This is a genomic window from Lactobacillus sp. B4007 (assembly GCF_026535895.1).
GTDB lineage: Bacteria > Bacillota > Bacilli > Lactobacillales > Lactobacillaceae > Lactobacillus > Lactobacillus panisapium.
Genome location: NZ_JAFNPA010000003.1, coordinates 136,000 through 161,733 on the forward strand (window position 1 = coordinate 136,000; position 25,734 = coordinate 161,733).

The 25,734-nt window shown below is 37.4% G+C and carries 22 protein-coding genes; 21 read left to right on the top strand and 1 reads right to left on the bottom strand.

Annotated elements, in window-relative coordinates; translation table 11 throughout:
• Positions 1-2 precede the first annotated feature (2 nt).
• The 9 genes from rpoZ to J3U54_RS05965 all read left to right on the top strand — a co-directional run bounded on the left by rpoZ (position 3) and on the right by J3U54_RS05965 (position 9,924).
• Positions 3-221, top strand: coding sequence for a DNA-directed RNA polymerase subunit omega (gene rpoZ / locus J3U54_RS05925; protein WP_103751808.1), 219 nt, complete (start codon positions 3-5; stop codon positions 219-221).
• Positions 222-284: 63 nt separating this feature from the next.
• Entirely contained in the window at positions 285-2,684 is a 2,400-nt protein-coding gene (gene priA / locus J3U54_RS05930; RefSeq protein WP_267385436.1) for a primosomal protein N', read from the top strand.
• A gap of 15 nt (positions 2,685-2,699) precedes the next feature.
• Positions 2,700-3,641, top strand: coding sequence for a methionyl-tRNA formyltransferase (gene fmt, locus J3U54_RS05935; protein ID WP_267385437.1), 942 nt, complete (start codon positions 2,700-2,702; stop codon positions 3,639-3,641).
• Complete coding sequence (gene rsmB / locus J3U54_RS05940; RefSeq protein ID WP_267385438.1) at positions 3,631-4,953, top strand: 16S rRNA (cytosine(967)-C(5))-methyltransferase RsmB; 1,323 nt, start codon at positions 3,631-3,633, stop codon at positions 4,951-4,953. The genes fmt and rsmB overlap by 11 nt, the downstream gene beginning before the upstream one ends.
• A 4-nt stretch (positions 4,954-4,957) precedes the next feature.
• Positions 4,958-5,704 (top strand): Stp1/IreP family PP2C-type Ser/Thr phosphatase, encoded by a 747-nt coding sequence (locus J3U54_RS05945; RefSeq protein ID WP_220219827.1) that lies wholly within the window; start codon positions 4,958-4,960, stop codon positions 5,702-5,704.
• Positions 5,704-7,686 carry a Stk1 family PASTA domain-containing Ser/Thr kinase gene (gene pknB, locus J3U54_RS05950; protein WP_267385439.1) on the top strand — a complete coding sequence of 661 codons (1,983 nt, stop codon included), beginning with the start codon at positions 5,704-5,706 and terminating at the stop codon, positions 7,684-7,686. The genes J3U54_RS05945 and pknB overlap by 1 nt, the downstream gene beginning before the upstream one ends.
• Entirely contained in the window at positions 7,683-8,576 is an 894-nt protein-coding gene (gene rsgA, locus J3U54_RS05955; RefSeq protein ID WP_220219825.1) for a ribosome small subunit-dependent GTPase A, read from the top strand. The genes pknB and rsgA overlap by 4 nt, the downstream gene beginning before the upstream one ends.
• An 8-nt stretch (positions 8,577-8,584) precedes the next feature.
• Positions 8,585-9,238 carry a ribulose-phosphate 3-epimerase gene (gene rpe, locus J3U54_RS05960; RefSeq protein WP_267385559.1) on the top strand — a complete coding sequence of 218 codons (654 nt, stop codon included), beginning with the start codon at positions 8,585-8,587 and terminating at the stop codon, positions 9,236-9,238.
• Entirely contained in the window at positions 9,238-9,924 is a 687-nt protein-coding gene (locus J3U54_RS05965; protein ID WP_267385560.1) for a thiamine diphosphokinase, read from the top strand. Before rpe ends, J3U54_RS05965 begins: the two co-directional genes overlap by 1 nt.
• Before the next feature lie 122 nt (positions 9,925-10,046).
• Here the strand turns inward: J3U54_RS05965 and rpmB are convergent, their stop codons facing one another.
• Complete coding sequence (gene rpmB, locus J3U54_RS05970; protein ID WP_046307139.1) at positions 10,047-10,232, bottom strand: 50S ribosomal protein L28; 186 nt, start codon at positions 10,230-10,232, stop codon at positions 10,047-10,049.
• Positions 10,233-10,398: 166 nt separating this feature from the next.
• On the opposite strand from rpmB, the gene J3U54_RS05975 reads away from it, so the two are divergent.
• The 12 genes from J3U54_RS05975 (at position 10,399) to J3U54_RS06030 (ending at position 25,616) form a co-directional block, all read left to right on the top strand.
• Entirely contained in the window at positions 10,399-10,761 is a 363-nt protein-coding gene (locus J3U54_RS05975; RefSeq protein ID WP_103751800.1) for an Asp23/Gls24 family envelope stress response protein, read from the top strand.
• Between the two features lie 21 nt (positions 10,762-10,782).
• A complete protein-coding gene (locus J3U54_RS05980; RefSeq protein WP_103751799.1) occupies positions 10,783-12,441 on the top strand; it encodes a DAK2 domain-containing protein in 1,659 nt (552 codons plus the stop codon).
• Positions 12,442-12,443: 2 nt separating this feature from the next.
• Positions 12,444-14,480 (top strand): ATP-dependent DNA helicase RecG, encoded by a 2,037-nt coding sequence (gene recG, locus J3U54_RS05985; RefSeq protein WP_220234646.1) that lies wholly within the window; start codon positions 12,444-12,446, stop codon positions 14,478-14,480.
• Positions 14,481-14,498: 18 nt separating this feature from the next.
• Positions 14,499-15,497 (top strand): phosphate acyltransferase PlsX, encoded by a 999-nt coding sequence (gene plsX, locus J3U54_RS05990; protein WP_220219822.1) that lies wholly within the window; start codon positions 14,499-14,501, stop codon positions 15,495-15,497.
• Positions 15,498-15,531: 34 nt separating this feature from the next.
• Positions 15,532-15,774, top strand: a complete 243-nt coding sequence (acpP, locus tag J3U54_RS05995; protein WP_103751796.1) for an acyl carrier protein — start codon at positions 15,532-15,534, stop codon at positions 15,772-15,774.
• Between the two features lie 119 nt (positions 15,775-15,893).
• Complete coding sequence (locus tag J3U54_RS06000; protein ID WP_267385440.1) at positions 15,894-16,907, top strand: ABC transporter ATP-binding protein; 1,014 nt, start codon at positions 15,894-15,896, stop codon at positions 16,905-16,907.
• Between the two features lie 2 nt (positions 16,908-16,909).
• Positions 16,910-17,887, top strand: coding sequence for an ATP-binding cassette domain-containing protein (locus J3U54_RS06005; protein WP_103751794.1), 978 nt, complete (start codon positions 16,910-16,912; stop codon positions 17,885-17,887).
• A gap of 2 nt (positions 17,888-17,889) precedes the next feature.
• Positions 17,890-18,849: an oligopeptide ABC transporter permease gene (opp4B, locus tag J3U54_RS06010; RefSeq protein WP_103751793.1), complete on the top strand. Its 960-nt coding sequence runs from the start codon at positions 17,890-17,892 to the stop codon at positions 18,847-18,849.
• Positions 18,850-18,861: 12 nt separating this feature from the next.
• Positions 18,862-19,782: an ABC transporter permease gene (locus tag J3U54_RS06015; protein ID WP_103751792.1), complete on the top strand. Its 921-nt coding sequence runs from the start codon at positions 18,862-18,864 to the stop codon at positions 19,780-19,782.
• A gap of 201 nt (positions 19,783-19,983) precedes the next feature.
• Complete coding sequence (locus J3U54_RS06020; RefSeq protein ID WP_267385441.1) at positions 19,984-21,756, top strand: oligopeptide ABC transporter substrate-binding protein; 1,773 nt, start codon at positions 19,984-19,986, stop codon at positions 21,754-21,756.
• 158 nt (positions 21,757-21,914) lie between these two features.
• Positions 21,915-23,684, top strand: coding sequence for an oligopeptide ABC transporter substrate-binding protein (locus tag J3U54_RS06025; protein WP_267385442.1), 1,770 nt, complete (start codon positions 21,915-21,917; stop codon positions 23,682-23,684).
• A gap of 165 nt (positions 23,685-23,849) precedes the next feature.
• Entirely contained in the window at positions 23,850-25,616 is a 1,767-nt protein-coding gene (locus J3U54_RS06030; protein WP_267385443.1) for an oligopeptide ABC transporter substrate-binding protein, read from the top strand.
• Positions 25,617-25,734 lie beyond the last annotated feature (118 nt).

A 25,734-nucleotide genomic window follows, 5' to 3' on the forward strand; every position in this document is an offset into this window, starting at 1 on the left:
AAATGAGAGTTACATACCCATCAATTGATAAATTATTGGCACAAGTTGATTCACGCTATTCTTTATCTGTACTTGCTGCCAAGCGAGCACATGAGTTAGAGGCTGGCGAGCCAGAGGCATTAAAAGAATACAAATCACAAAAGCCAGTTGGTAAAGCCCTTGAAGAGATTGAAGCCGGCAAAGTTACCGTCGATTCAAGTCATCGTGAGGTTAATCAGTAATCGGTTAAATTATATGACCTCCATCCCAATGAGATGGAGGTCATTTTTACTAAAGGTGATTTAATGATTGCGCAAATAATTGTAGATATTGCGGCAAAGCAAACAGACCGCATTTTTGAATATCATGTTCCAGATGAACTAGATGAAGTCGAAATTGGTTCTCGCGTTTTTGTTCCGTTCGGTTCACGCAAGTTGCAGGGCTTTGTTGTAGGTTTAAGTGAAAAAAGTCAATATCAAGGTCAGCTGAAAGATTTGCTTTTAGTAGTGGATGAAATGCCGCCATTAACAAATGAACTAGTGGACTTATCCAAGGCACTGGCAAAGCGAGTATTTTCTTATCGCATTTCAATTTTAAAAACCATGCTTCCGCGAGTGATGCGGGCTAATTACCGTAAAGTATTAACACCGATTTCTGATCAAGCAAAGGCGTTACCCTTTTTTCAAGGTGATCCGATTGATTTAACTAAAGTTACTGATAATCGTGAAATTGCGTATATCCGTAAACTTCTTCGCAATGATGAGGCCAAGGTTGAATACATCGTTGAAAATCGTGCAAAAGTAAAAACGGAAAACGTTTATTCATTGCCGTTAGCGCAAAAAGATTATCTTGCTTTTTATGAAGAACTCAGAAGTAACGCGGTTAAACAAAAACAGTTGCTTACGTTTGTGATTCAGCATTATGATGAGTTTCCGTTGAAACAAACTTTGATAGAAAAACAGGCTGAAATTAACACGGCGACTCTTACTAGTGCTGTGAACAAAGGATGGTTACGTAAAGATCAGGCAGAAATATACCGTGATCCCCTAGCTGGTTTTGCAACACCTACTAAAAACCATCATCAAGTTGTATTAAATGATAAACAAACAGCTGCTTTAGCTCAAATCACCCCTGCCATTGAAAACAAAAAAGCACAAACCTTTTTGTTGGAAGGAATTACTGGCAGTGGGAAAACCGAAGTCTATCTTAATGCGATTAGTAAAACCCTTGCTCTCGGTAAAAATGCCTTGATGCTGGTACCGGAAATTTCATTAACTCCCCAAATGGTTGAACAAGTTAAAGATCGATTTGGAGATCAAATTGCCGTCTTGCATAGTGGGTTATCAGAAGGTGAATTGTACGATGAGTGGCGCCGAATTCGCCGCGGAGAAGTTCGCGTAGTTGTTGGCGCACGCAGTGCCGTTTTTGCACCATTAACGAATATCGGGTTAATTGTAATTGATGAAGAACATGAATCTTCTTATAAGCAAGAGGATAATCCGCGCTATCATGCCCGTGATGTTGCAATTTGGCGTAGCAAGTATAATTCCTGTCCATTAGTGTTAGGCAGTGCAACGCCTTCTCTTTCGAGTCGTGCGCGAGCACAAAAGGGTGTTTATCAGTTATTATTATTACCGCAGCGGGCAAATAATAAAAAACTGCCTGAAGTTCATTTAGTAGATCTTAAGCAAGCTGATTTTGCTGGAAATCAGCTAGATTTGTCTGTCCAATTAGTGAAAGCAATTGAGGATAGATTAGCTAGGCATGAGCAAATAATTTTAATGCTTAATCGCCGCGGTTTTGCTAATTTTATGCTCTGCCGCGAATGTGGTTATGTTATGAAATGTCCCAACTGTGACCTCTCGTTAACGATGCATAAAGATACGCACCAAATGCAGTGTCATTATTGTGGCTACTCGACTTCAATTCCGCGTGAGTGCCCTAATTGTAAAAGCAGCAGAATTCGGTTTCTTGGAACAGGTACGCAAAAGGTGCTGGAAGAATTGAATGAACTTCTGCCCGAAGCCAAAGTATTGCGAATGGATGTGGATACTACAAGACGCAAGGGTGCTTATAAAAAAATCTTGGATGCGTTTGGTAATCATGAAGCAGATATATTGCTGGGAACGCAAATGATCGCAAAAGGTCTTGATTTTCCAAATGTTACCTTAGTAGGCGTGGTAAATGCGGACACAGGATTATGGGTCCCAGATTATAATGCTTCTGAGCGCACTTTTGAATTGCTCACACAAGTTGCTGGACGTGCTGGACGTGCTGAAAAAACGGGCGAAGTCATTATTCAAACTTTTAATCCAGATCACTATGCTATTAAACTAGCTAAAAAACAGGATTATGAGCATTTTTATGCGTATGAAATGCGGGTTAGGCATGCTGGAAACTATCCCCCATATTTTTACACGGTTTTGATTTCAGTCGCATCTAAAAATGAACAAAATGCTGCGCGCGAAGCCTTTAGGATAAAAAAGCAACTTCAGAGTCATCTGCATTCGGAAACAATCATTTTAGGTCCAACGCCAAGTGCAATTTCTCGTCTAAAAAACCAATATTACTATCAAATACTGGTAAAATATAAAAAAGAGGACAATTTGAACAATTTGTTGCACCAAATTCAAGATTCTGCACAAAAAGTTAAAAAATATGGTTTAAATATCTATATCGATAATGAACCTGAACGCATAATGTAAAGGGGAAATTTATAAATGACATCAGTAATTTTTATGGGGACACCTGAATTTTCAGTTCCAATCTTAAAGGGACTAGTTGCAAATGACTATGAAATTAAGGGCGTTGTTACTCAACCTGATAAAAAGGTTGGTCGCAAGCAAACACTGACTAAGACGCCAGTAAAAGTTGCCGCTGAAAGTTTGGGACTACCAATTTTCCAACCAGTAAAACTTTCCCGCTCACCTGAAGTTGAAGAACTAATTCAAATGCACGCTGATTTGATTGTTACTGCTGCTTACGGTCAATTTTTGCCTACCAAGTTTTTAAATTCGGTTAAAATTGCGGCTGTTAATGTACACGGGTCGCTTTTACCAAAATACCGTGGTGGAGCACCAATTCAGTACTCATTAATAAACGGTGATACCGAAACCGGAATAACTATCATGGAAATGGTAAAAGAGATGGATGCTGGTGACATTTATGCCCAAGAAGCCATCAAAATTGCGGATAATGACACAACAGGCAGTATTTTTGCTAAGTTGTCAATTGTTGGTCGTGATTTATTACTGCAAACCTTGCCGCAGATAATTGCTGATCCGTCTAAAAAAACGCCACAAGATGCAAGTAAAGTGGTTTTTTCACCTAATATTAGTAAAGCCCAGGAAGAAATCAAACTCACTATGACCGCAACGCAGGCTAATAACCTGATTCGTGGTCTTAATCCCGATCCAGGTGCTTACATACTTGTTGATGGTAAACGACTAAAAGTCTGGCAGGCTGCTGTTAGTTCTACCACAACTGATTTACCGGTGGGCTCCTTGGTTGCAAACAATAATTGCTTTGCGATTAGTATGGCTCAGAAAACAGTTTTGGAACTTAAAGAGATTCAGCCAGCGGGCAAGAAGAGAATGGATGTCAAAAGCTTTTTAAACGGACAAGGTGGTAAATTTAAAGTAGGAGATCAAATTGCTAAATAAAAGTGCGCGAGCAGTTGCATTAGAAACTTTAATTCGTATTTTGTGTGATGGTTCGTACTCCAATATCAGTTTAAATAATAATTTGCGATCAACGAATCTATCACAAGCTGATCGTAATTTTGCCACAAGACTAGTTTATGGTACGGTTCAATATAAAATCTTTTTGGAATATCAATTACAGGATTTAATTAAAACTAAACTTAAGGAAGAGTATCTGAAGCCGTTACTTCTAATGTCGGGTTATCAGCTCATTTTTATGGATAAAGTTCCTGATCGTGCCGTTTTAAACGAGGCGAATTTGCTAGCAAAGAAATTTGGCAAAAAAAATTCGACTGGATACAAAATCGTTAACGGTATCTTGCGTTCGTTAATTCGCAGAGGGACTGTTTTACCTGAAAAAAATAATTTAGTCCATTATTTAAGTGTAAAAGAGAGCACGCCTAAATGGTTAGTAGAATATCTGATTAGTCACTGGGGTGAAAAGCGCGCTGGCAGTATTTTAGCCAGCATTAATGAAACCGCGAAGAATACAGTGCGCGTTTCTAGTTTAGCTAATCCTGATGAGGTATTTTCTGAATTAACAGAACTTGATTTTGCACCACAAAGATCACAATTATCTGATGATGTCTTTGTTCTTAGTCGAGGTGGTATCGTAAATTCTACTTTGTTCAAGAAAGGCGAATTGACAGTTCAAGATGAAGCTGCTAGTTTGGCTGTAAGTGCATTTGACTTTATTGGTGATGAGAATGTTCTTGATGCATGTAGTGCACCGGGTGGTAAAACCGTTCAAATAGCTGAAAAAATACCTACTGGTCAAGTAATCGCCTTGGATATTCATGAAAATAAGCTTCGCTTAGTTCGTCAAAACGCGACACGAATGAATGTAATTGATCGCGTAAAAACGATGGCAATGGATGCTCGTAAAGCAGATGAATCTTTTGACCAACAACAATTTGATAAAATTTTAGTTGATGCGCCATGTTCCGGCTTAGGCTTGTTAAGACGAAAACCGGAAATTAGGTATAATAAACATCCAGCTGATTTAAAACAATTACAGCAAATTCAGTTGAATATTCTTGACCACGTGTCTAAGCTATTAAATGAAAGTGGTGAATTGGTTTATTCAACTTGTACGATTGCTACTGAAGAAGATGAAGAAGTAGTCGAGAAATTTTTAGAGCAGCATTCTAAATATCGGTTACAGTCTTTTAAAGCAGGTAATCTTGAAGCTCCAAATGGGATGCTTAAAATTTTACCTGATAGTTATAATAGTGACGGCTTTTTCATTGCCAAGTTTGTGATGCGAGGTTAAAGTTTTGATAAAAACAGCATTTGCTTCCAGTATTGGTCGGATACGGAAAAGTAATCAAGATTTTGTTCAAGTTTTTGAAAATAAAAGTAATGTAACAATGGCGATTGTCTGTGATGGCATGGGTGGTCACCAAGGCGGGGATGTTGCCTCAACGATGGCTGTCAGTCATCTCGGACATAGTTTTAGCATGACTGATTTTAACGATTGTGTTAGTGCGCATAAATGGCTGGATGTGCAATTGAGCTCTGAAAATGAAACAATCTTGCGCACCGCTGATCGCTTTCCTGATCTAAATGGAATGGGGACAACAATTGTTTTAGCAATTGTATTCGATCACCAAGCCCTGATTGCTCATTTAGGTGACTCAAGGGCTTATGGCTATTCTGATGGTCAATTTACGCAATTAGTAGAAGATCACTCACTAGTTAATGAATTAGTGAAAATGGGTCAGATTACCAAGCAACAAGCAAAAAATCACCCACAAAAAAATATCATTACGCAATCGCTAGGTGTTTCCAGTACGGTTGACCCCGAGTTTTGTCAAATCGATTTAAAGGATAATGACCTGATATTATTATGTACTGATGGTTTGACCAATTCCTTAAGCGATCCGCAAATTCAACAAATTTTGGCTACTAAGGGCTTATCGCTTAAAGACCGTTGTCATAAATTAATTAATGAGGCTAATCGTTTAGGTGGTGGAGACAATATCACAGTTTGCCTAGTGTTAAATGAAGGCGGTGATGACTAGTGATCAATAAAGGATATTTATTAGGTGACCGTTATCGCATCCTTGATACGCTGGGTGAAGGTGGAATGGCTAATGTTTATTTAGCAGAAGACATCATTTTACAGCGCAAAGTAGCAGTTAAAATCTTAAGATTGGATTTGCAAAAAGAACCGCAGACATTGGCTCGTTTTCAGCGTGAAGCCCTCGCGACTAGTGAACTAAGTCATCCAAATATTGTCATGGTTCTCGATGTCGGTACTGATCAGGGATTACCTTATATGGTAATGGAATATGTTGATGGCCCGGACTTAAAGGACTATATATTACAAAATTCGCCCCTAGATTTGCATGATGTTATCCGAATTATGGATCAAATTTTAAGTGCGATGGCATTGGCTCATAAGCATAATGTGATTCACCGTGACTTAAAGCCGCAAAATATCCTCATGGATAAAAGGGGAAATATTAAAATAGCGGATTTTGGGATTGCTGTAGCCCTGAATCAAAATTCAATTACCCAAACTAATTCTGCTCTTGGTTCTGTTCATTATATGTCGCCCGAGCAGACTCGTGGCGGCTTAATTACTAAGCAGTCTGATATTTATTCTTTAGGTATTATTCTTTACGAATTAATAACCGGTTCGGTTCCGTTCAACGGGGATTCGGCAGTCGCGATTGCACTTAAGCATGCCCAGGAGCCAATTCCTTCTATTAAGGAAAAAGATGCAAATGTGCCTCAGGCACTTGAAAACGTTGTGCTAAAAGCAACAGCCAAAGACCCGCGTGACCGGTATGCTTCTGCTAGGGAAATGCAATCAGATCTTGATACTAGTTTAGATCCAGCCCGCGCAGATGAACCCGTTTTTGAACCGACTCATGGTGTCAATGACGATGAAACTATTATTTTGCCTAATTTCAATGCTAAGTCTAAGCCAAAGTCAACTGAGCAAAAGGTTGAAGATGAGATTGAGCAAAATGAAGAAAAAGAATTACCTAAAAAGACAAACTTCTTTCAAGCATTGCGCAATCACAAATGGTGGTGGCTATTTGTTGGCTTGGCAGCAATTTTAGTAGTCGTCTTAATGTTTTTTGTTGTTACTAATAATAGTCGCAATGATATTAGAATTCCAGATGTGACTAATTTATCGGAAGACCGTGCCCGACAACAAATTGAAAATGTCGGTCTCAAAGTGGGACAAATTAAGCACCGAAATTCTAACAGTATCAAACGCGGGAAAGTTATTCGAACTTCTCCAAGCGCAGGAAAAAGTTTGAAGAAAGGTCGCTTCGTTGATATTTATGTGTCAGACGGGGCGGGAATGGTCCGTGTACCTGATGTAACCGGAGAGGCATATGAAAGAGCCGTCTATAAGTTAGAAAAAATGGGCTTTGACGTTATTCGCGAAAATCAATTCTCTGATAATGTTCCCGTCAACCACGTAATTTCGCAAAGTATTGCGGCAGATGTTGAAGTAAAACCGGCAAGGACAACAATTACGTTAGTTGTCTCTAAAGGTAGAGATGACAATGATCGGCGCAAGAGTGTAAAATTACCTAACTTTAAAAATTATTCTCTTAAGGCCGTCCAAGAATTCGCTCATAAACATGAATTGATTTTGCAAGTAACACCAACGTATTCTAAACGGGTGAAAAAGGGGAATATCATTTCGATGAGTCCATCTGCTGGCACAGAGGTTCCTAGAGGAAGTACGATTGTTGTGAGTGTTTCGGAAGGGCCCAAGGCCGAAAGAGACTCTACGGTTATTAAAACGTTTACGATTACCTATGAAGACGATGATGACGATGACTCATCAAACAAGCGCGGCAATCACGTTCAGATTTATATTGCGGATGATAATCATTCGATTGATAATATTTATCGTGATTTATACATTAAGCGGGATGTTAATTTCTCAATTCCATTTTTACTGAAGAACCATTCTGGTGAATTACGAGTTGTTCGCGATGGACAAACCATCCTGAATGAAAAGGTGACTAAATGACAAAGCAGACTGAAGGAATAATTATTGGCTTAATTGCCGGTTTTTATGATGTTCAAACTAAGGATCAAGTTGTGCGGACACGAGCACGCGGACTTTTTCGGAAAACCAAAATGAAGCCTGTTGTGGGTGATCGCGTCAAAATTCAAATAGATGAGCAAGGAACAAGTTACTTAGTCGAAGTTTTACCACGAACGAATCTGATCGGTCGTCCAGCTCTTGCCAATGTTGATCACGTTTTATTGGTAATGTCGGCAGTTGAGCCTGATTTTTCCTTGCAGCTGCTTGATCGCTATTTAACCTTTTTCTCTTGGCAAAAAGTGGCAGTTAGTATTTATCTTTCAAAAAGTGACCTGATCGATGCAAACAGGTTTAATGAGATTAGTAAAAGTTTAGCTTACTATGTCAAAATTGGTTACCCTGTTTACTACAAATGGGAAGATTTGGCTGCTAAGTTACCCTTAGCCATTACTTCTGCGCAAATTTGGACACTGGCTGGACAATCGGGTGCCGGGAAATCCACCCTAATTAATCACCTGAAAAAAGACCTTAAACAGAAAACAGGAGCAATTTCTACTAGCTTGAATCGGGGCAAGCATACGACTAGAACTGTCCAGTTGTTTAAATTGGGTGAGGGCTTTTTGGCTGATACTCCGGGATTTTCCGCGCTTGATTTTACGCCGATTAAAATTAATGAATTATGCAACTATTTTGTTGAATTTAAAAAGGCAAGTGCTAAATGCAAGTTTAGGGGCTGTCAGCATTTAAAAGAGCCTAAATGTGAAGTGAAAAAATTAGTAGAAGAAAAACAATTTTTACAAAGTCGTTATGATGATTACCTATTAATGCGGTCAGAAATTGAAAATGGTCGCATTCCTGAGTATTTGAAGTAAGGAGAATAATTTTGATTGCACCTTCGATTTTAAACATTAATAATTTAGATTTGATTAAAGACATCCAAGTTGCTGCAGATGCAGGAATAACTCGCTTTCACATTGATATCATGGATGGCCATTTTGTTCCTAATTTGTCATTTGGACCTCAGGTAGTTAGCGACTTTAAGAAAGCTTTCCCTGATCTAGAAGCAGAAGTCCATCTGATGAGTGATAATCCAGATGATCTTGTTCCAGCATTTATTAAGGCAGGAGCTGATCTTATTCTGCTTCACTATGAAGCAATTAATGAAGAAGATTTAAGCAAATGGATTGCATTTTTGCATGCAAGTAAAGTTAAAGTGGGGCTGGTCTTAAATCCTGATACTCCGGTTTCTGTCTTGGCTAAATATAGTGCTTTAATTGATCAAGTTCTGATTATGACCGTATATCCAGGCTTTGGCGGACAAAAGTTTATTTCCGAATCATGTCCTAAGATTGAAGAAGCTAAGAAAATTATTGGCGATAATGTTCCAATCGAAGTAGACGGTGGAATTAATGATGAAACGGCACAGCTAACTAAAAAGGCTGGTGCGGAAATTTTTGTTGCCGGTTCATATCTTTTCTGTCAAGACAGCATACCCCAGCAAATTACTAAATTAAGACAGAGTATTGATGAATGATGAAAGCAATAGCGTTATTGGGTGCGCCGAAGGATCAATGGCCAACTGATTTGACGGCACAGTTAAAGCAAGCTAGGCAAAATGGCGAGTTTTTGATTGGCGTTGATCGGGGCAGCATCTTGTTGCGGGAATTGGGCTTAAAGCCAGATTTAGCAGTTGGAGATTTTGATTCTTTAAAGCCGCAGGAACTTTCGCAAATAGAACAAACAGTGGCAGATATCCGCTACTCGGTACCTGAAAAGGATCTGACTGATACTGAATTAATGATTAGATATGCGTTTGAAGATTACGGGGCAGAGTTTTTAACCCTCTTTGGATCGACTGGTGGCCGTCTTGATCATTTTATGAATAACTTACTGATGGTATTAAAACCAGAATTTAGTGCTTATACGGAAAAAATAGCAATTGTCGATCAGCAAAATGAAATTCAATTTTATCGGCCTGGAACTTATACCGTAAAAAAATTACCCGGCCATAAGTATTTTGGTGTTATTAACTTAACGCCTGTTCAAAATTTAAATATCAGTGGGTCAAAGTATCATTTAACTGGTTACAACAGTCCCATACCCGTTTCTTTTGGCTCAAACGAGTTTTTACCGGCAAGTGAGACATTTAATCTGGCTTGTGATCAAGGTGTTTTAGCCGTTATACAGTCAAAAGACCTTGATCGCTACCAAAATATTTAGCAAAAAACCATTTTTCAATTTAATGAGCATTTGTTATCAGCTCAATAAAAAGAAAAATGGTTTTTTATGTTTAATTTATAAAATAAAAAACTGACAGATAAATCTGCCAGTTTTTATCGTTATTACGCACGAGTTACTTTACCAGACTTCAAAGTCTTAGTTGAAACCCATACACGCTTTGGTTTACCATCAACAAGAATACGAACTTTTTGAAGGTTTGGCTTCCAGGTACGACGTGATGAATTCAAAGAATGTGAACGCGTGTTGCCGAAAGTGGTCTTTTTACCAGTTATATAATCTTTTGCCATTTGCTAAACCTCCTTTATTTGTGTTTTCATACTAAACTAAGATAGCATATCCTTAAGATCTTTGCAACCGTAAAAGTATTTTTTATAAATGGAATTTTGCATTAATACTTGATTACTATGATAAAATAGATTCATAATATTGAGAACAATGATACGGAGGATAAACATGGCTGTTAAAATCAAAACAAAAGATGGCTTGATTGACATTTCTAATGGAGTAATTGCAATTGTCGTTGGTAGTGCAGCTACATCCAATTATGGCGTTGTCGGGATGGCATCAAAGAATGCTATTCGAGACGGTTTTGATGGAATTCTAAATCGAGCAAATTATAAACGTGGTGTTGTTGTTAAGTCAGAAGATAATAAAATTACGGTTGATGTTTATATAATTGTTGGTTACGGACTAAAAATTTCAGAAGTTAGCCGTAACGTACAAACTAGCGTCAAGTTCAATTTGAAGAATCAACTTGGAATTGATACGAAAGCTGTTAATGTCATCGTTCAAAGTGTTAAAGTGCTTGATGAATAACTCAAGCGGAGGGTAAGAATATTGGTTTTAAAGGAAATAGATAGTAAAAAGTTTAGAGATATGGTTCGTGTGGCCACGCATCGACTTGGACGTAACGCAGAGTTTATTAACTCCTTGAACGTTTTCCCAGTTCCGGATGGAGACACTGGTACTAATATGAATTTGACTATTGAAAGCGGCGCGAAAGCTGTTAGTGAAAATACTAGTACAAGTGTTGGCGACTTAACTGAAAGTCTTGCCAAGGGAATGTTAATGGGTGCTCGCGGCAACAGTGGGGTCATTTCTTCACAACTCTTTAGGGGTGTTTATAAAGCTACCCAAGGCATGAAAACTTTAAATGCTCAAGAGCTTGCAAATGCTTTTTCAAATGGTGTTGCAACTGCATACAAGGCTGTTATGAAACCTGTTGAAGGGACTATTCTAACTGTTGCCCGGGTTGCTGCCCAAGAAGGTGCTAATAAGGCCAATGAAACTGACGATGTTGAAGAAGTAATGAAGGCAATTGTAGAGGGGGCAAAAGCTGCTCTTAAGACGACCCCTGATTTATTACCAGTCTTAAAACAAGTTGGGGTGGTTGATTCAGGTGGTCAAGGCTTGCTCTTCATTTATGAAGGTTTCTTAGAAGGTTTATTAGGAGAAAACTTTGCTGATCGTTATCAGCCTGATGAAGGTGAAATGGATGAAATGATTAATGCCATGCACCACCAATCAGTTCAATCCCAACTATCTACTCAAGATATAGCTAATGGTTATTGTACGGAAATCATGGTTGACTTGACTGCCGATGTTCCTAATAAAAAACCTTTTGACCTGGAAGAATTTAGAGCACACTTGTCACAAATAGGCGATTCTTTATTGGCCGTTTCCGATGATGAAGTTGCTAAAGTCCATATTCATACTGAGCATCCAGGTGCTGTCTTTGAATACGGCAAGCAATTTGGCCAACTAGGTAAAATTAAGATTGACAATATGCGGATTCAGCACGAGACAATCGTTAATAACAGTGAAGAAGAGCAAGAAAGTGTTGATTTTGCTGTAATTGCTGTTGCTTCAGGTAACGGTATTCGTAAGCTGTTTGAAAGCGAAGGAGTCAATAGAATTATTTCTGGTGGTCAGACGATGAACCCATCTACCCAAGACATTATTGACGCAATTAAAAAGTCTGGTGCTAAGAAGGCGATTGTTTTACCAAATAATGGCAATATCGTGATGGCCGCTAAGCAGGCTGCTGAAGTAAGTGATATACCTGTTGGCATTGTTCCAACTAAAACAATTTCACAAGGTCTGACTGCAATGCTTTCCTTTGATGCTGATGATTCTCTTGACGATAACGTTGAAAGTATGACAGATGCTTTAGAAGATGTTGTTTCTGGTGAAGTGACTAAGGCGAACCGTGATACGACAATTAATGGTGTAGAGATTCATGAAAATGACTATCTCGGCATCATTGACGGTGACATTCAGGTTGCGGAAACGGATTTGATTAATTCAACGATTGATATGGTTGAAAAAATGCTGGATGAAGATTCCGAAATCATAACAATTATGTTTGGTCGGGATTCTAACAAAGAAGAAGCTAACCAAGTTGCAGAGGCACTTAAGAACAAGCATGACGATCTTGAATTTGAAATTCATAATGGTGGTCAACCTGTCTACAATTTCTTGATTTCTGTTGAATAAAAATGAATACAAAGAAGTTGTTTGCTCCTGTCACTGACTTAAAAGGTGTCGGGACAAAAACTGCGGCTGCACTTGGAAGTTTAGGCATTTACAGCATATATGATTTGTTGTTTTATTTTCCTTTTCGCTACGATGAACTGCAGACGATACCTCTTGATCAGATCATGGATGGTCAAAAGGTAATGCTGAAGGGAATAGTAGCAACTGAGGCCTTTGTCAGTCGTTTTGGTTATAAAAAAAGCAGACTTAGTTTTAAAATAAGAATTGACCATGATGTTGTCATGGTCAATTTTTTTAATCAACCTTGGTTAAAGGACAAAATTACAATTGGCAAAGAAGTGGCTGTTTATGGCAAGTATAATGCTTCTAGACAAAGCTTATCTGGCTTTAAATTTGTCGCTAGTAAAGAAAATGATAGTGGAATGGCGCCAATTTATTCGGTTAACCGCAATATCCGGCAAAAAAAGCTTGTTGAGTTAATAAATTTAGCTATTGAAGATTTTTTACCTGAAGTTGAGGATATCGTTCCGGAATCATTGAGAAATAAATACAGATTGCTTTCTGAACAACAGATTATCGTTCAAATGCACCATCCTAAGAATGCACGAGAAGCGCAATTAGCGAAAAGAAGTGCAATTTTTCGTGAATTCTTTATTTTCCAAACAGAATTGGCCCAATTAACTAGTCAAAATAAGCACAATCGTGGTATTGCCAAAAAATATGATTTAACTGAAATAGCCCGGCTGACTAAAGAACTGCCATTTGAATTATCTGCTGACCAGAAACAGGTAATCAATGAAATATTTGCTGATATTCATTCAACTAGACAGATGAACCGTCTTTTACAGGGGGATGTTGGTTCAGGAAAGACAATTGTTGCTATTTATGTCATTTATGCTGCAATTACTGCAGGCTTTCAAGCGGCCCTGATGGTGCCAACGGAAATTTTAGCCACTCAGCATTTTAAAAAAATTGATGAGCTACTCCGACCATTTGGAGTTAGGTGTGCACTATTAACTGGGACTACCAAAACTTTAGAACGACGGGAAATTTATCGCGAATTAACAGATGGTACAATTAATGTTGTAGTTGGAACTCACGCTTTAATTCAAGCAAAAGTGATTTTTAAAAACTTAGGTGTCGTCATTATTGATGAGCAGCACCGTTTTGGTGTCAGTCAAAGGCAAACTTTAATAAATAAAGGTAATGTACCTGATGTTTTGGCAATGACCGCGACACCGATTCCGCGGACATTAGCCCTAACTGTCTACGGCGATACCACTGTTTCTGAAATACGTCATTTGCCTGCTGGTCGTAAGCAAATAAAGTCTTCTTGGAAAACTAGTGGCCAAATGAAGGAAGTCTATCAATTGATGCGCGAGCAATTGGCGCAGGGCTTCCAGATTTACGCAGTTACACCGTTAATTACCGAATCTGAGGCATTGGATTTAAAAAATGCAGAAGAGCTTTTTGAAAAATTAAGTCACGATTTTCCTGACCAAAAAGTAGTACTTCTTCATGGTCAAATGCCTGGCAACAAAAAAGAGGACATTATGGCTGCCTTTGGGGCAGGTCAAATTGATATCTTAGTGACAACCAGCGTAATTGAAGTAGGGGTTGACGTGGCAAATGCCAATATGATGGTGATCTATAATGCTGATCGCTTTGGTATTAGTCAATTGCACCAACTTCGAGGTCGAATCGGTCGAGGCAGCACACAAAGTTATTGTATTTTTCTGGCTGATCCTAAAACGGAGGCAGGAAAATCACGCATGAAAATCATCGCTTCGACAACGGACGGTTTTAAGCTTGCCGAGGAGGATTTGAAAATGCGTGGTGAAGGAGATTTGTTTGGTAAAGCACAGTCTGGTCTGCCGGAATTCCAGGTCGGCAACGTAGTGAATAATTATGAAACTTTGGTGGTTGCGCAAAAAGAAGCACAGGAATTAATCAAAAAAGATCCAAATTTAACAAATTCTACGCATAAAAATTTACAACAAGTGCTAGAATATAAACAATTACAGCAAGAACGTACTTAGAAAAGATTGTGGTGACAAATGAGAACAATTGCAGTTGATGCAATGGGTGGCGAGAATGCCCCCAAAGCTATTGTCCAAGCCGTTTTGCAAGCAAAGGCTGAATTAACCGACACTAAATTTATTTTATTTGGTGACCAGAAAAAAATCAGAAAACTGGTTGGCTCTGATCAAGATCGGATTGAAATTGTAGCAACATCCGAAATCATTAATGATGAGGATGAACCAGTAAAAGCAATAAGGACTAAAAAAGATTCGTCTTTAGTCGTTGCTGCACAATTTGTGAAGCAAGGCAAAGCAGATGCTTTGTTGTCTTTAGGAAATACGGGTTCAATTCTTGCTTGTGGTATTTTCATTATTGGACGAATTAAAGGTATAGCACGACCAGGGTTTATGCCTACGTTACCGGTTAAAAATTCGGATGATGGCTTTAACATGATTGATGTTGGTGCTAATGCTAAAAGCAAACCTGAATACCTTTTAACTTGGGCTAAAATGGCATCGTATTATGCTGAAAAAGTACGGGGTGTCAAAAATCCACGCGTTGCCCTTCTTAATAATGGTTCAGAAAGCGATAAGGGAGACGATTTGCATCAATCTGCTTATCAATTGCTACTCGATAGTGACCTTAACTTTGTTGGTAACATTGAAGGCAATGAACTTTTGGAAGGCAAGGCCGATGTAGTTGCAACTGATGGCTTTACTGGAAATGCAGTTTTAAAAAATATTGAAGGCACATCTTCTGTTTTAATCCATTTATTAAAAGATAAGTTGCTAAATAGTGGTTTTATGGTTAAAATTGGAGCTTTATTAATTAAAAAGGCATTGAAGGGATTGGTTTCTAAGTTTGACGTTGATAAATACGGCGGGGCAGTTTTACTTGGAGTTGATGCTCCAGTAGTTAAGACGCATGGCCGTTCAGATCAACGAGCAGTTTACTTTACGATTAAGCAAATTGATAAAATACTAAAAGAAAATATTATCGGAGAATTTAGAAGCGAATTTGCGGTTAAAAACTAACGGAATTAACTAATAGTAACAAGGAGAAGAAATGATGACCGAAGAAGAAATTTTTACCAAGATTAGAGATATTTTGGCAGACAATTTTGAAGTTGATAAAGATAAAATTACAAAGGAAACCAATTTTACCAATGATTTGGATGCAGATTCAATTGATCTTGTTGAATTCATCTTACAGCTTGAAGATGAATTCGGCTCAGAAATTTCAGATGAAGATGCTGAGAAAATAAAAACAGTGGGAGATGCGGTTAATTATATTGCAGCTCACCAAAAATAATTTCTAAAATATTGATTTGGCATTTGCATGTAGCCGATTTGATGTATATAATTAGAAATTAAATAAATTTATTAAGTATCTTTAATAAATCTGTTGAAAATTTGAGAGGGGAATGGCCTTTGGAAAAACAAAGTGATCTCTTGCTAGATATCCAGCATTTGCATACTGCTTACCGATTACAAGGAAAATTTTATGATGCTGCCGATGATATTAATATAACTCTGAAGCGTGATGAAATTTTATCAGTCGTAGGTGAATCTGGCTGTGGTAAGAGTACAATAGCTGCAAGTATAATTGGTCTGTATGACCATAAAAATACAAAAGTAACTGGTGATATTTTATATAATGAATTGAATCTCGTAGGTTTAAATGAAACCTTGTTTGATAAGATTCGTGGTAATAAGATCGGAATGATCTTCCAAGATCCTCTTGCAAGTTTAAACCCATTAATGCGGGTTGGCGATCAAGTTGCCGAAACGCTTTATTATCATACGGATATGAATGAAAAAGAGCGTCATGCACGGGTAATTGAACTTTTTAATCAAGTTGGTATGCCTAAGCCTGAAGAAACTTATTCTATGTATCCATTTGAGCTTTCAGGTGGTTTGCGTCAACGGATCGTTATTGCGATGGCAATTGCATGTAAGCCAGAAATTATTATTGCTGATGAACCAACTACTGCTTTGGATGTTACTATTCAAGCCCAAATTTTGGACTTGCTAGAAGATATTCAACGGCAGTCACATTCTGGTATTATTTTAATTACTCATGATTTGGGTGTTGTTGCTGAAACTGCTGACCAAGTTGCTGTTATGTATGCTGGTCAAGTAGTTGAAAAAGCCGATGTTAAGACTATTTTTGAGCATCCACTTCACCCTTATACTCGCTCACTTTTAAATTCAATGCCTCAATCTGAAGATGAGGATGAGGATTTACACGTTATTCATGGAACTGTTCCTTCATTGCAAAATATGCCGCGTGAAGGTGATCGTTTTGCGGCTAGAATCCCATGGATTCCAGCAAGTGCGCACGAAAAAGAACCAGTCATGCATGAAGTTGAACCAGGACACTGGGTAAGATGCACGTGCTGGAAGACGTTCCACTTTCAAGATGCTGAAGCAAGTGGGGAGTAATTATGGCTAAAGAAATTATTCAAGTTAAAAATTTAAAGGTACATTACCCAATTAGATCAGGTTTTTGGAACAGAATAACAGATTATGTTCGTGCCGTTGATGACGTAAGTATTACCATTAACGAAGGTGAGACTTATGGCTTAATTGGTGAATCAGGATCGGGTAAATCAACGACAGGTAAGGCAATAGTTGGTGTAGAACCTGTAACTAGTGGTCAAATCATTTATAAAGATGTTGATATTACTAAATCAAAGAATAGAAAAAAGCTTGATTACAACAAAGATGTCCAGATGATTTTCCAAGATTCAATGTCAAGTTTGAATCCTAGAAAACGAATTGAAGACATCATTGCTGAACCAATTCGTAACTTTGAAAATTTGACTACAGATCAAGAACGTGATCGAGTACAAGAATTATTGGATATCGTTGGTATGCCAAGTGATGCTATCTACAAGTACCCACATGAATTTTCAGGTGGTCAGAGACAAAGAATTGGTGTTGCTCGTGCTGTTGCAACAAATCCAAGGCTAATCGTTGCTGATGAACCAACGAGTGCTTTGGACTTGTCGGTTCAGGCGCAAGTTTTGAACTTCATGAAACATATTCAACAGCAGTACAACATTGCATATTTATTTATTTCACACGACTTAGGTGTTGTTAAGCACATGTCTGAGAACTTGGCAATTATGCACCGTGGACGACTAGTTGAAATTGGTACCCGTGAAGATATCTATAATCATCCAATTCACATTTACACCAAACGTTTACTTTCTGCGATTCCGGTTGTAGATGTTGAGCACCGTGAAGAACATAAGAAGCATCGTGAAGAAGTTGAACAAGAATTTCAGAATGATCAAAGTAAATGGTATGATAAAGACGGTCGTGTCTTCCCACTTCAACAAGTGTCCGGAAAGCACTGGGTTGCATTACCTAAAGATGAACTTCAGCGAGAAGAATTAAACGAAAAGGGGAGAGACTAATAATGTGGAAAACAGTCTTAAGACGTATATTAATTATGATTCCTCAATTGATTATCTTGAGTATCTTAGTCTTCTTCTTGGCTAAAATGATGCCAGGTGACCCATTTACTGGTCAAATCAATCCGAATACTGATCCAAAGCAACTTGAAGCATTGAAGAGAGCGGCAGGTCTTTATGATCCAGCTCCAGTTCAATATGGACGTTGGGTTGGCAATTTATTTAAGGGCGACCTTGGAACCAGTTACATTCAACACGTGCCAGTTACTTCTTTAATTGCTGATCGTGCTGTAAATACTTTTTGGCTTGCAATGTTGACTACTATTCTTAGTTACTGCATTTCTATTCCTTTGGGAGTTACTGCAGGACGTCACCAAGATCAATGGCAAGATCAAGCAGTTCAAATTTTTAACTACGTTACTTTTGCCGTGCCGCCATTTGTCTTTTACATTTTAGGAATTTGGTTATTTGGTTTTACGCTAGGATGGTTCCCAATTTCTGGATCAGTTTCACCTAACGCTTCTGGCTTCTGGGGTACTTTAGGCAGTCAAATTTATCATATTATCTTGCCTGCTTGTCTTGTTGCATTGATAACAACGACATCAATTGTACAGTATCTGAGAACAGGAATCGTTGATAATAAAGTCGAAGATTACGTTCGGACCGCTCACAGTAAGGGTGTTCCCGAAAATGTTGTCTTCAACAAACATATTTTACGTAACTCGTTATTACCAATTGCGTCATCAATAGGTACAGTTATTACTGGTCTTTTAAGTGGTTCTATGGTTGTAGAATCAGTGTTCAGTTACCCAGGAATGGGTAAACTATTCCTAGATTCAATTGGACAACGTGATTACACCACTTTGACGGCATTGATTTTAATCTTTGGTATCCTTACTTTACTCGGAAATCTTTTGTCAGATATTATTATGAGTATCGTTGATCCAAGAATCAGAATTAAGTAAGGAGGAAAAGAAATGTCTGAAAAGAAAGAAAACACTTCAACTCAAGAAGTAAAAAAGAAAAAAGTTTCTTCTCCTGCTTCAAGTTTTAAGGTAGTAGTTAGAGAAATTGTCAAAGATAAAATTGCACTTACCGCATTTATCATTATTGTTTTAATTCTCTTATTTACTTTTGGAGGATCATTATTCTTAAATTCTGAAAAGGTAACAGAAACAAATATTATTGATGCCTATATGGGATGGGGCATGAACGGTCATCTGTTCGGCACTGATGATGGTGGTCGTGATATTGTTAACCTTCTAATCATGGGTGGACGTAACTCCATCTTGATTGGTTTAGGTGTTACTGCTGTCTGTGAAATTGTTGGTTTGGTAGTTGGCTTAGTTTCTGGTTATTACGGCGGTTATGTCGATGCAATTATCATGAGAATAGTTGACTTTGTTCAAGTTTTACCTGCTATGCCAATTGAAATTGTTTTAGTAAGTGTCATTCCGCATTATAGTCCTGTGAGTTTAGTATGGATTATCTCAATGTTCGGTTGGACAACTACAGCGAGATACTTTAGAGCGTTCGTCTTATCTCAACGTGGAAGAGATTATGTTCTTGCTTCGAAAACCTCAGGTTCATCAGATTTAAAGATTATGTTCCGTGAAGTTTTGCCGAATATTACCTCAATGGTTATTATTGATGTGGTTTTAGCAATCGCAAGTAACATTGGTATTGAAACAACACTTTCGTTTATTGGCTACGGTTTGCCATCAACAGTTCCTTCACTAGGTACCTTAATTGGTTTTGCTAACGATCCGGTTAACGTTGTAAGTCGGCCTTGGCTTTGGCTACCTGCTACGGTCATGTTGTTAGCAATTTCATTGAGTGTTAACTATGTTGGACGTGCATTCCAGCGTGCTGGTGATGCAAGACAAAGAGAAAACTAACTTAATATTAAAAATAACTTCGTCATTAAACGAAGTTATTTTTTTGGATTTAATTAGAATGTTAATTTTAATTTATCTATACATTAATGTTTATGAAATGATAAGTATTTGAACTTAAACTAACTTATGCTAAAATGTAAGTATTAGCTTATTCCAAGAACACACGGGATTATTCATTATTTAGATAGGAGTTTTAATAATATGAATAAGACAAAAATTCTTCGCGCAGCAGGTATTGCTTCAGCTGCAGCGTTGACTTTGGTAGCCTGTGGCAAAAATAGCAATACTGCTAATAACCAAAATGCTAAGACGGCAAGTAAATTCCCTCAAGCAGTACCTGTTAAAGAGGCCAAGCAGGGTGGTACTTTGAAGTATGCTATTAAGACTGATACACCATTTACAGGTGTTTTTTCTGACGAACTTTCTACAACGGCGATAGATAGCTCAGTAGCTGAGCCAGGAGAAGAATCATTATTTGATACTGATGATAGTTATAAGATTACTAACAAAGGTCCAGCTACAATGAAACTTGACCGTAATGCTAAAACTATCACAATTACGGTTAAAAAAGGTGTTAAATGGTCCGATGGTAAGCAAGTGACCGCTAAGGATCTTGAATATCCATATGAAATTCTTGCTAATAAAAAGACAAAGGCACAGAGATATAGTAGTCAACTGGAAGAAATTGAAGGCGTAAAAGAATACCATCAAGGCAAATCAAAGACAATTTCTGGAATTGAAATGCCTGATGGTGATAATGGTCGTACGGTTGTTTTACATTTTAAGGAAATGAAGCCTGGAATGTTATACAGTGGTAACGGTTATTTCTGGGAAAGCGCAGCCCCATATCATTACCTAAAGAATATTCCATTTGAAAAATTACAATCTTCTGACCAAATTAGAAAGAAGCCATTATATTTTGGACCGTATAAAGTTGAAAAAATTGTTCGTGGACAATCTGTAACTTGGGTTCCGAATAAATATTATTGGCGTGGTAAACCAAAACTAGATAAAATTGTTTCGCAAGTTATTTCACAAAATTCAATTTCACAAGGTATCAAGAGTCGCAAGTTTGATGTCGCTGAAGTTGTTAATGACCAATGGAATGAGGTTAAGGACACTAAAGGCGTAAACTTTGTTGCACAAATTCCTCTCGCATATCACTACATTGGTTTTAAAGTTGGTAAATGGGATGCTAAGCAAGATAAAAATGTGATGAATCCTAATGCAAAAATGAATAATAAAGCTCTACGGCAGGCAATGGGTTATGCAGTTAACGTTGATTCTGTTGACCAACATTATACTTCCGGCTTAAGCTTTAGAATTCCAACCCTAATTCCAGCTCAATTTGGCGATTATTTTGATAAGGATGCTAAAGGATACAATTATAACTTAAAGAAAGCCAATCAACTTTTAGATAAAGCTGGCTACAAGAAGAAGGGTAAGTGGCGTGTTCAACCTAATGGTAAGCCATTAACTATTAACTTCATGGCAATGACAGGAAGTTCAGCTCAAGAACCAACGGTTCAAAATTATATCCAACAATGGCAAAAGATTGGCTTGAATGTAAAATTACTTGGTGGCCGATTAACTGAGTTTAATTCATTTTATGACAAGATTCAAAATGATGACCCACAAGTGGACGTTTATATGGCAGGCTGGAGTTTAGCTAGTGAGCCATCACCAGCTTCAATGTATGGTGAGTCTTCACCTATGAATTATTCTCGCTTTGCAACGTCTAAAAATAATAAGCTTTTAAATGAGATTGATTCGCAAAAGTCCTTTAATCATAGTTATCGGGTAGAAAAATTCCATCAATGGCAAGAATACATGAATGATCAAGCTTATGTTTTACCATTGGATAACTCTTATAAAGTGATTGCAGTTAATAATAAACTAACTGGGTATTCAACTAAGCCATCAGACAATTCGAATGGTCATCAATTATGGTATAAAGTTGGCTTTATTAAGTAATTAAGCAAATAAGATTAAGTACAAGATACTTCTAGAACTAGAAAAAACTAGTTTTAGAAGTATTTTTTTGCATAAATTAAAGTAAAATTATATTTATAACTTTAAATATGGTAATATTTAATAAATAGTTAATTATAATTAAAAAGGAGTGTAGTATAATGACCAAATTAAAAACTATCGGTTCGGTTGGTATTGTCAGCATGGCTGCTCTAACCTTAGTTGCCTGTGGTAAAAATAATCAAAGTAATAGCAATGATGCAAAGACAGCAAGTAAATTTCCTAGTTCTATGCCTAAGAAAGCCGCTAAACAAGGAGGAACAGTTAAGGTAGCTTTAGAAACTGATACACCTTTTACTGGTATTTTTTCTGATCAATTAGCTACAACTTCTTTTGATGCACAGATAGCTTCACCAGGTGCAGAATCACTATTTGATACGGATGATTACCATAAAATAAATGATAAGGGACCAGCAACCATTAAGATTAATCAAAAAAATAAGACAATTACGATTACGTTAAAAAAAGGCGTTAAATGGTCAGATGGCAAGCAGGTAACAGCTAAAGATCTTGAGTATCCTTATGAAATTTTAGGCAATAAAAAAACAAAGGCACAGAGGTATTCGACTAAGCTGGAGGTCCTTAAAGGACTGAAAGAATATCATGAGGGTAAAGCAAAAACTATTTCAGGAATTGAATTGCCAGATGGTGATAATGGGTTACGGATGATTTTACATTTTTCATCGTTAAAACCCGGGATGTCATTTAGCGGCAATGATTACTACGTTGAGTCTGCTGCGCCTTACCATTATTTAAAGGATGTTCCATTTAATAAGCTCGAGTCTTCAGATAAGATTAGAAAAAAGCCACTTTATTTTGGCCCTTATAAATTAGCCAAATTGGTTCGCGGTCAATCAGTGACATGGATCCCCAATAAATATTATTGGCGCGGAAAGCCGAAGTTAGCCAAAATTGTTTATCAAGTAGTTTCACCTAATTCTGCTTCGCAAGCGATTAAATCGCATAAGTTTGATATTGTTCAGGTAGTTAATTCGCAATGGAAAGAGGTAAAAAATACCGAAAAAGTAAAATTCATTGCGCAAATCCCTTTGTATTACAGCTATTTAGGCTTCAAAGTGGGGAAATGGGATGCTAAAAAAGGCAAAAACGTCATGAATCCTAATAGCAAGATGAATAATAGGTCATTGCGGCAGGCAATTGGCTATGCAATGAATATTGCTGCTGTTAATAAGCGCTACACCAATGGCCTAAGTTTTCAGATTCCAACTTTAATTCCCAAACAATTTGGTGACTTCTACAATCCTAATGTCAAAGGCTTTACGTACAATTTAAAGAAAGCAAATGAACTTTTGGATAAGGCCGGATATAAGAAAAAAGGCAAATGGCGTGTTCAACCTAATGGCAAACCATTAAAAATCAACCTTTTGGCCATGTCAGGAGCTGCAACGCAGGAACCGATTGTACAAAATTATATTCAGCAGTGGCATAAAATTGGTTTAAATGTTGGTTTGCTCAATGGTAGGCTAACTGAAATAAACTCGTTCTACGATAAAGTTCAAAATGATGATCAATCGGTTGATATGTTTATGGCTGCATGGGGACTTTCAAATGAGCCGTCTCCTAATGGTCTATATAGTGAAGGTGGTCCGGCAAACTATACTAGATTTGTTACTGCCGAAAACAATAAACTAATTGATGAGATAGACTCAGAAAAAGCATTTAACCACAAATATCGTGTGCAAAAATTTCATGAGTGGCAAGAGTACATGTTTAAAGACGCTTACGTTATTCCAATGTACAATGCATATAAAATTTATGCTGTTAATGATCGTCTTACTGGATATTCTCTTAAACCGTCTGAATCTAATAATGATCATCCATTATGGTACCAAGTTGGCTATGTTAAATAATAATAGTAGCACTAAAATGGCAAAATCAAATACTATCTTAATATAGATTAAAAAATAAATTAAATAAAATCTAATATTTTTATTGATATACTAATTTTGTATGTTAATATTTAATCATTAACTTGTTTCAAATATTACCAGCGTGAAATTAGAAGGAGTTAAATTATGAAAAGTGCAAAATTTTGGGGGTCACTTGGTGTAGTTAGTGCAGCTGCGCTAACTTTAGTAGCCTGTGGCAAAGGCGGTAATTCGGCTAATACCGATGATACTAAGCAAGCTAGCAAATTTTCCCCTGTAGTACCAAACAAGTCCACCAAGGAAGGCGGGACGGTTAAGCAAGCTATCGAAACGGATACACCCTTTACCGGTATTTTTGCTAGTGAATTAACCACAACCCAGACCGATGTGGATGTTATGGAACCTGGTCTTGAGGGCTTATTTGATGTTGATGACGATTATCGAATCAATGACAAAGGCCCAGCTACCATGAAACTTGACCGTAAAAACAATACAATCACAATTAAGGTTAAGAAGGGCGTCAAGTGGTCTGATGGCAAGCAAGTTGTTGCTAAAGATCTGGAATTTTCTTATGAAATTATGGCCAATAAAGCGACCAAATCGCAAAGATATACTAGTTCGATTGCCTCAATTAAGGGGATGAAAGAGTATCATGATGGTAAAGCTAAAACTATTTCTGGCTTAGAAATGCCAGATGGTGAAAATGGTCGTAAATTAATTATTCACTACGATAAATTAAAGCCGGGTATGTATAATAGTGGTAATGGTTACTTTAGTGAATATGCCCAGCCGTATCACTACTTGAAAAATGTACCATTCAGCAAGCTGGAATCATCAGATCAAATTCGGAAAAAGCCGATGTTCTTTGGCCCATATAAGGTAGATAAAGTGGTTCGTGGTCAATCAGTAACTTGGTCACCTAACAAATATTACTGGCGTGGTAAACCAAAGCTAAACAAGGTTATTTGCCAGGTAGTTTCTACTAAATCCGCCTCTCAAGCAATTAAGAGTCAAAAATTTGACGTTGCACGTGTTATTAACTCACAATGGAAACAGGTAAAAGATACTAAAGACGTAAACTTTGTTGCTAAAATTCCTTTGGAGTATTCATACCTTGGCTTTAAGGTTGGTAAATGGGATGCTAAAAAGGGTAAGAACGTCATGAACCCGAACGCCAAGATGAATAATAAATCTTTGCGTAAAGCTATTGCGTATGCTATGAATATTTCACAGGCAACCAAACGCTATACTGGTGGTTTGACTTTCCAAATACCAACTTTGATTCCGGCTCAATTTGGTGACTACTTTGATAAGGATGCCAAGGGCTACGATTATAACCTTAAGAAAGCAAATGAACTGCTAGACAAAGCTGGTTACAAGAAGAAAGGCAAATGGCGGGTTCAGCCAAACGGTAAACCATTAAAAATCAAAATTTTGGTTAGTGAGGGTTCAGATCCAAGTAAGGAACCAATTACGCAAAATTATATTCAACAATGGCATAAAATTGGCTTAAATGTCAGTTTGATTAACAATCGATTGATTGAATTTAATTCTTATGTTGATAAAGTTCAAAATGACGATCCCGAAATCGATATGTTTACGGGAGCTTGGTCCTTGTCAAGTGAACCGTCACCAAATGACTTATATGGTGAGGGCGCGCCATTTGATATGACTAGATTTGTCACACCAGAAAATACTAAACTACTTAATGCAATTGATTCAGAAAAGGCATTTGATCATAAATACCGCGTTGAACAATTCCACAAGTGGCAAGAATATATGAATGAAGAAGCATACTGCATTCCGATGACTAATTCATATCAAATTACTGCAGTTAACGGTAAGATTACCGGATACTCGGTTAAACCATCAGATCTTAACGATAAATGGTTTAAAGTTGCATATGTAAAATAAGATTTTAAAACTCGAAATTATTTCGAGTTTTTATTTAAATAAAAATATTTAATATTAAAATTATATTAATAATTTTGTTGCATTTCTCATTAATAATGATATTATTTAATTATTAACT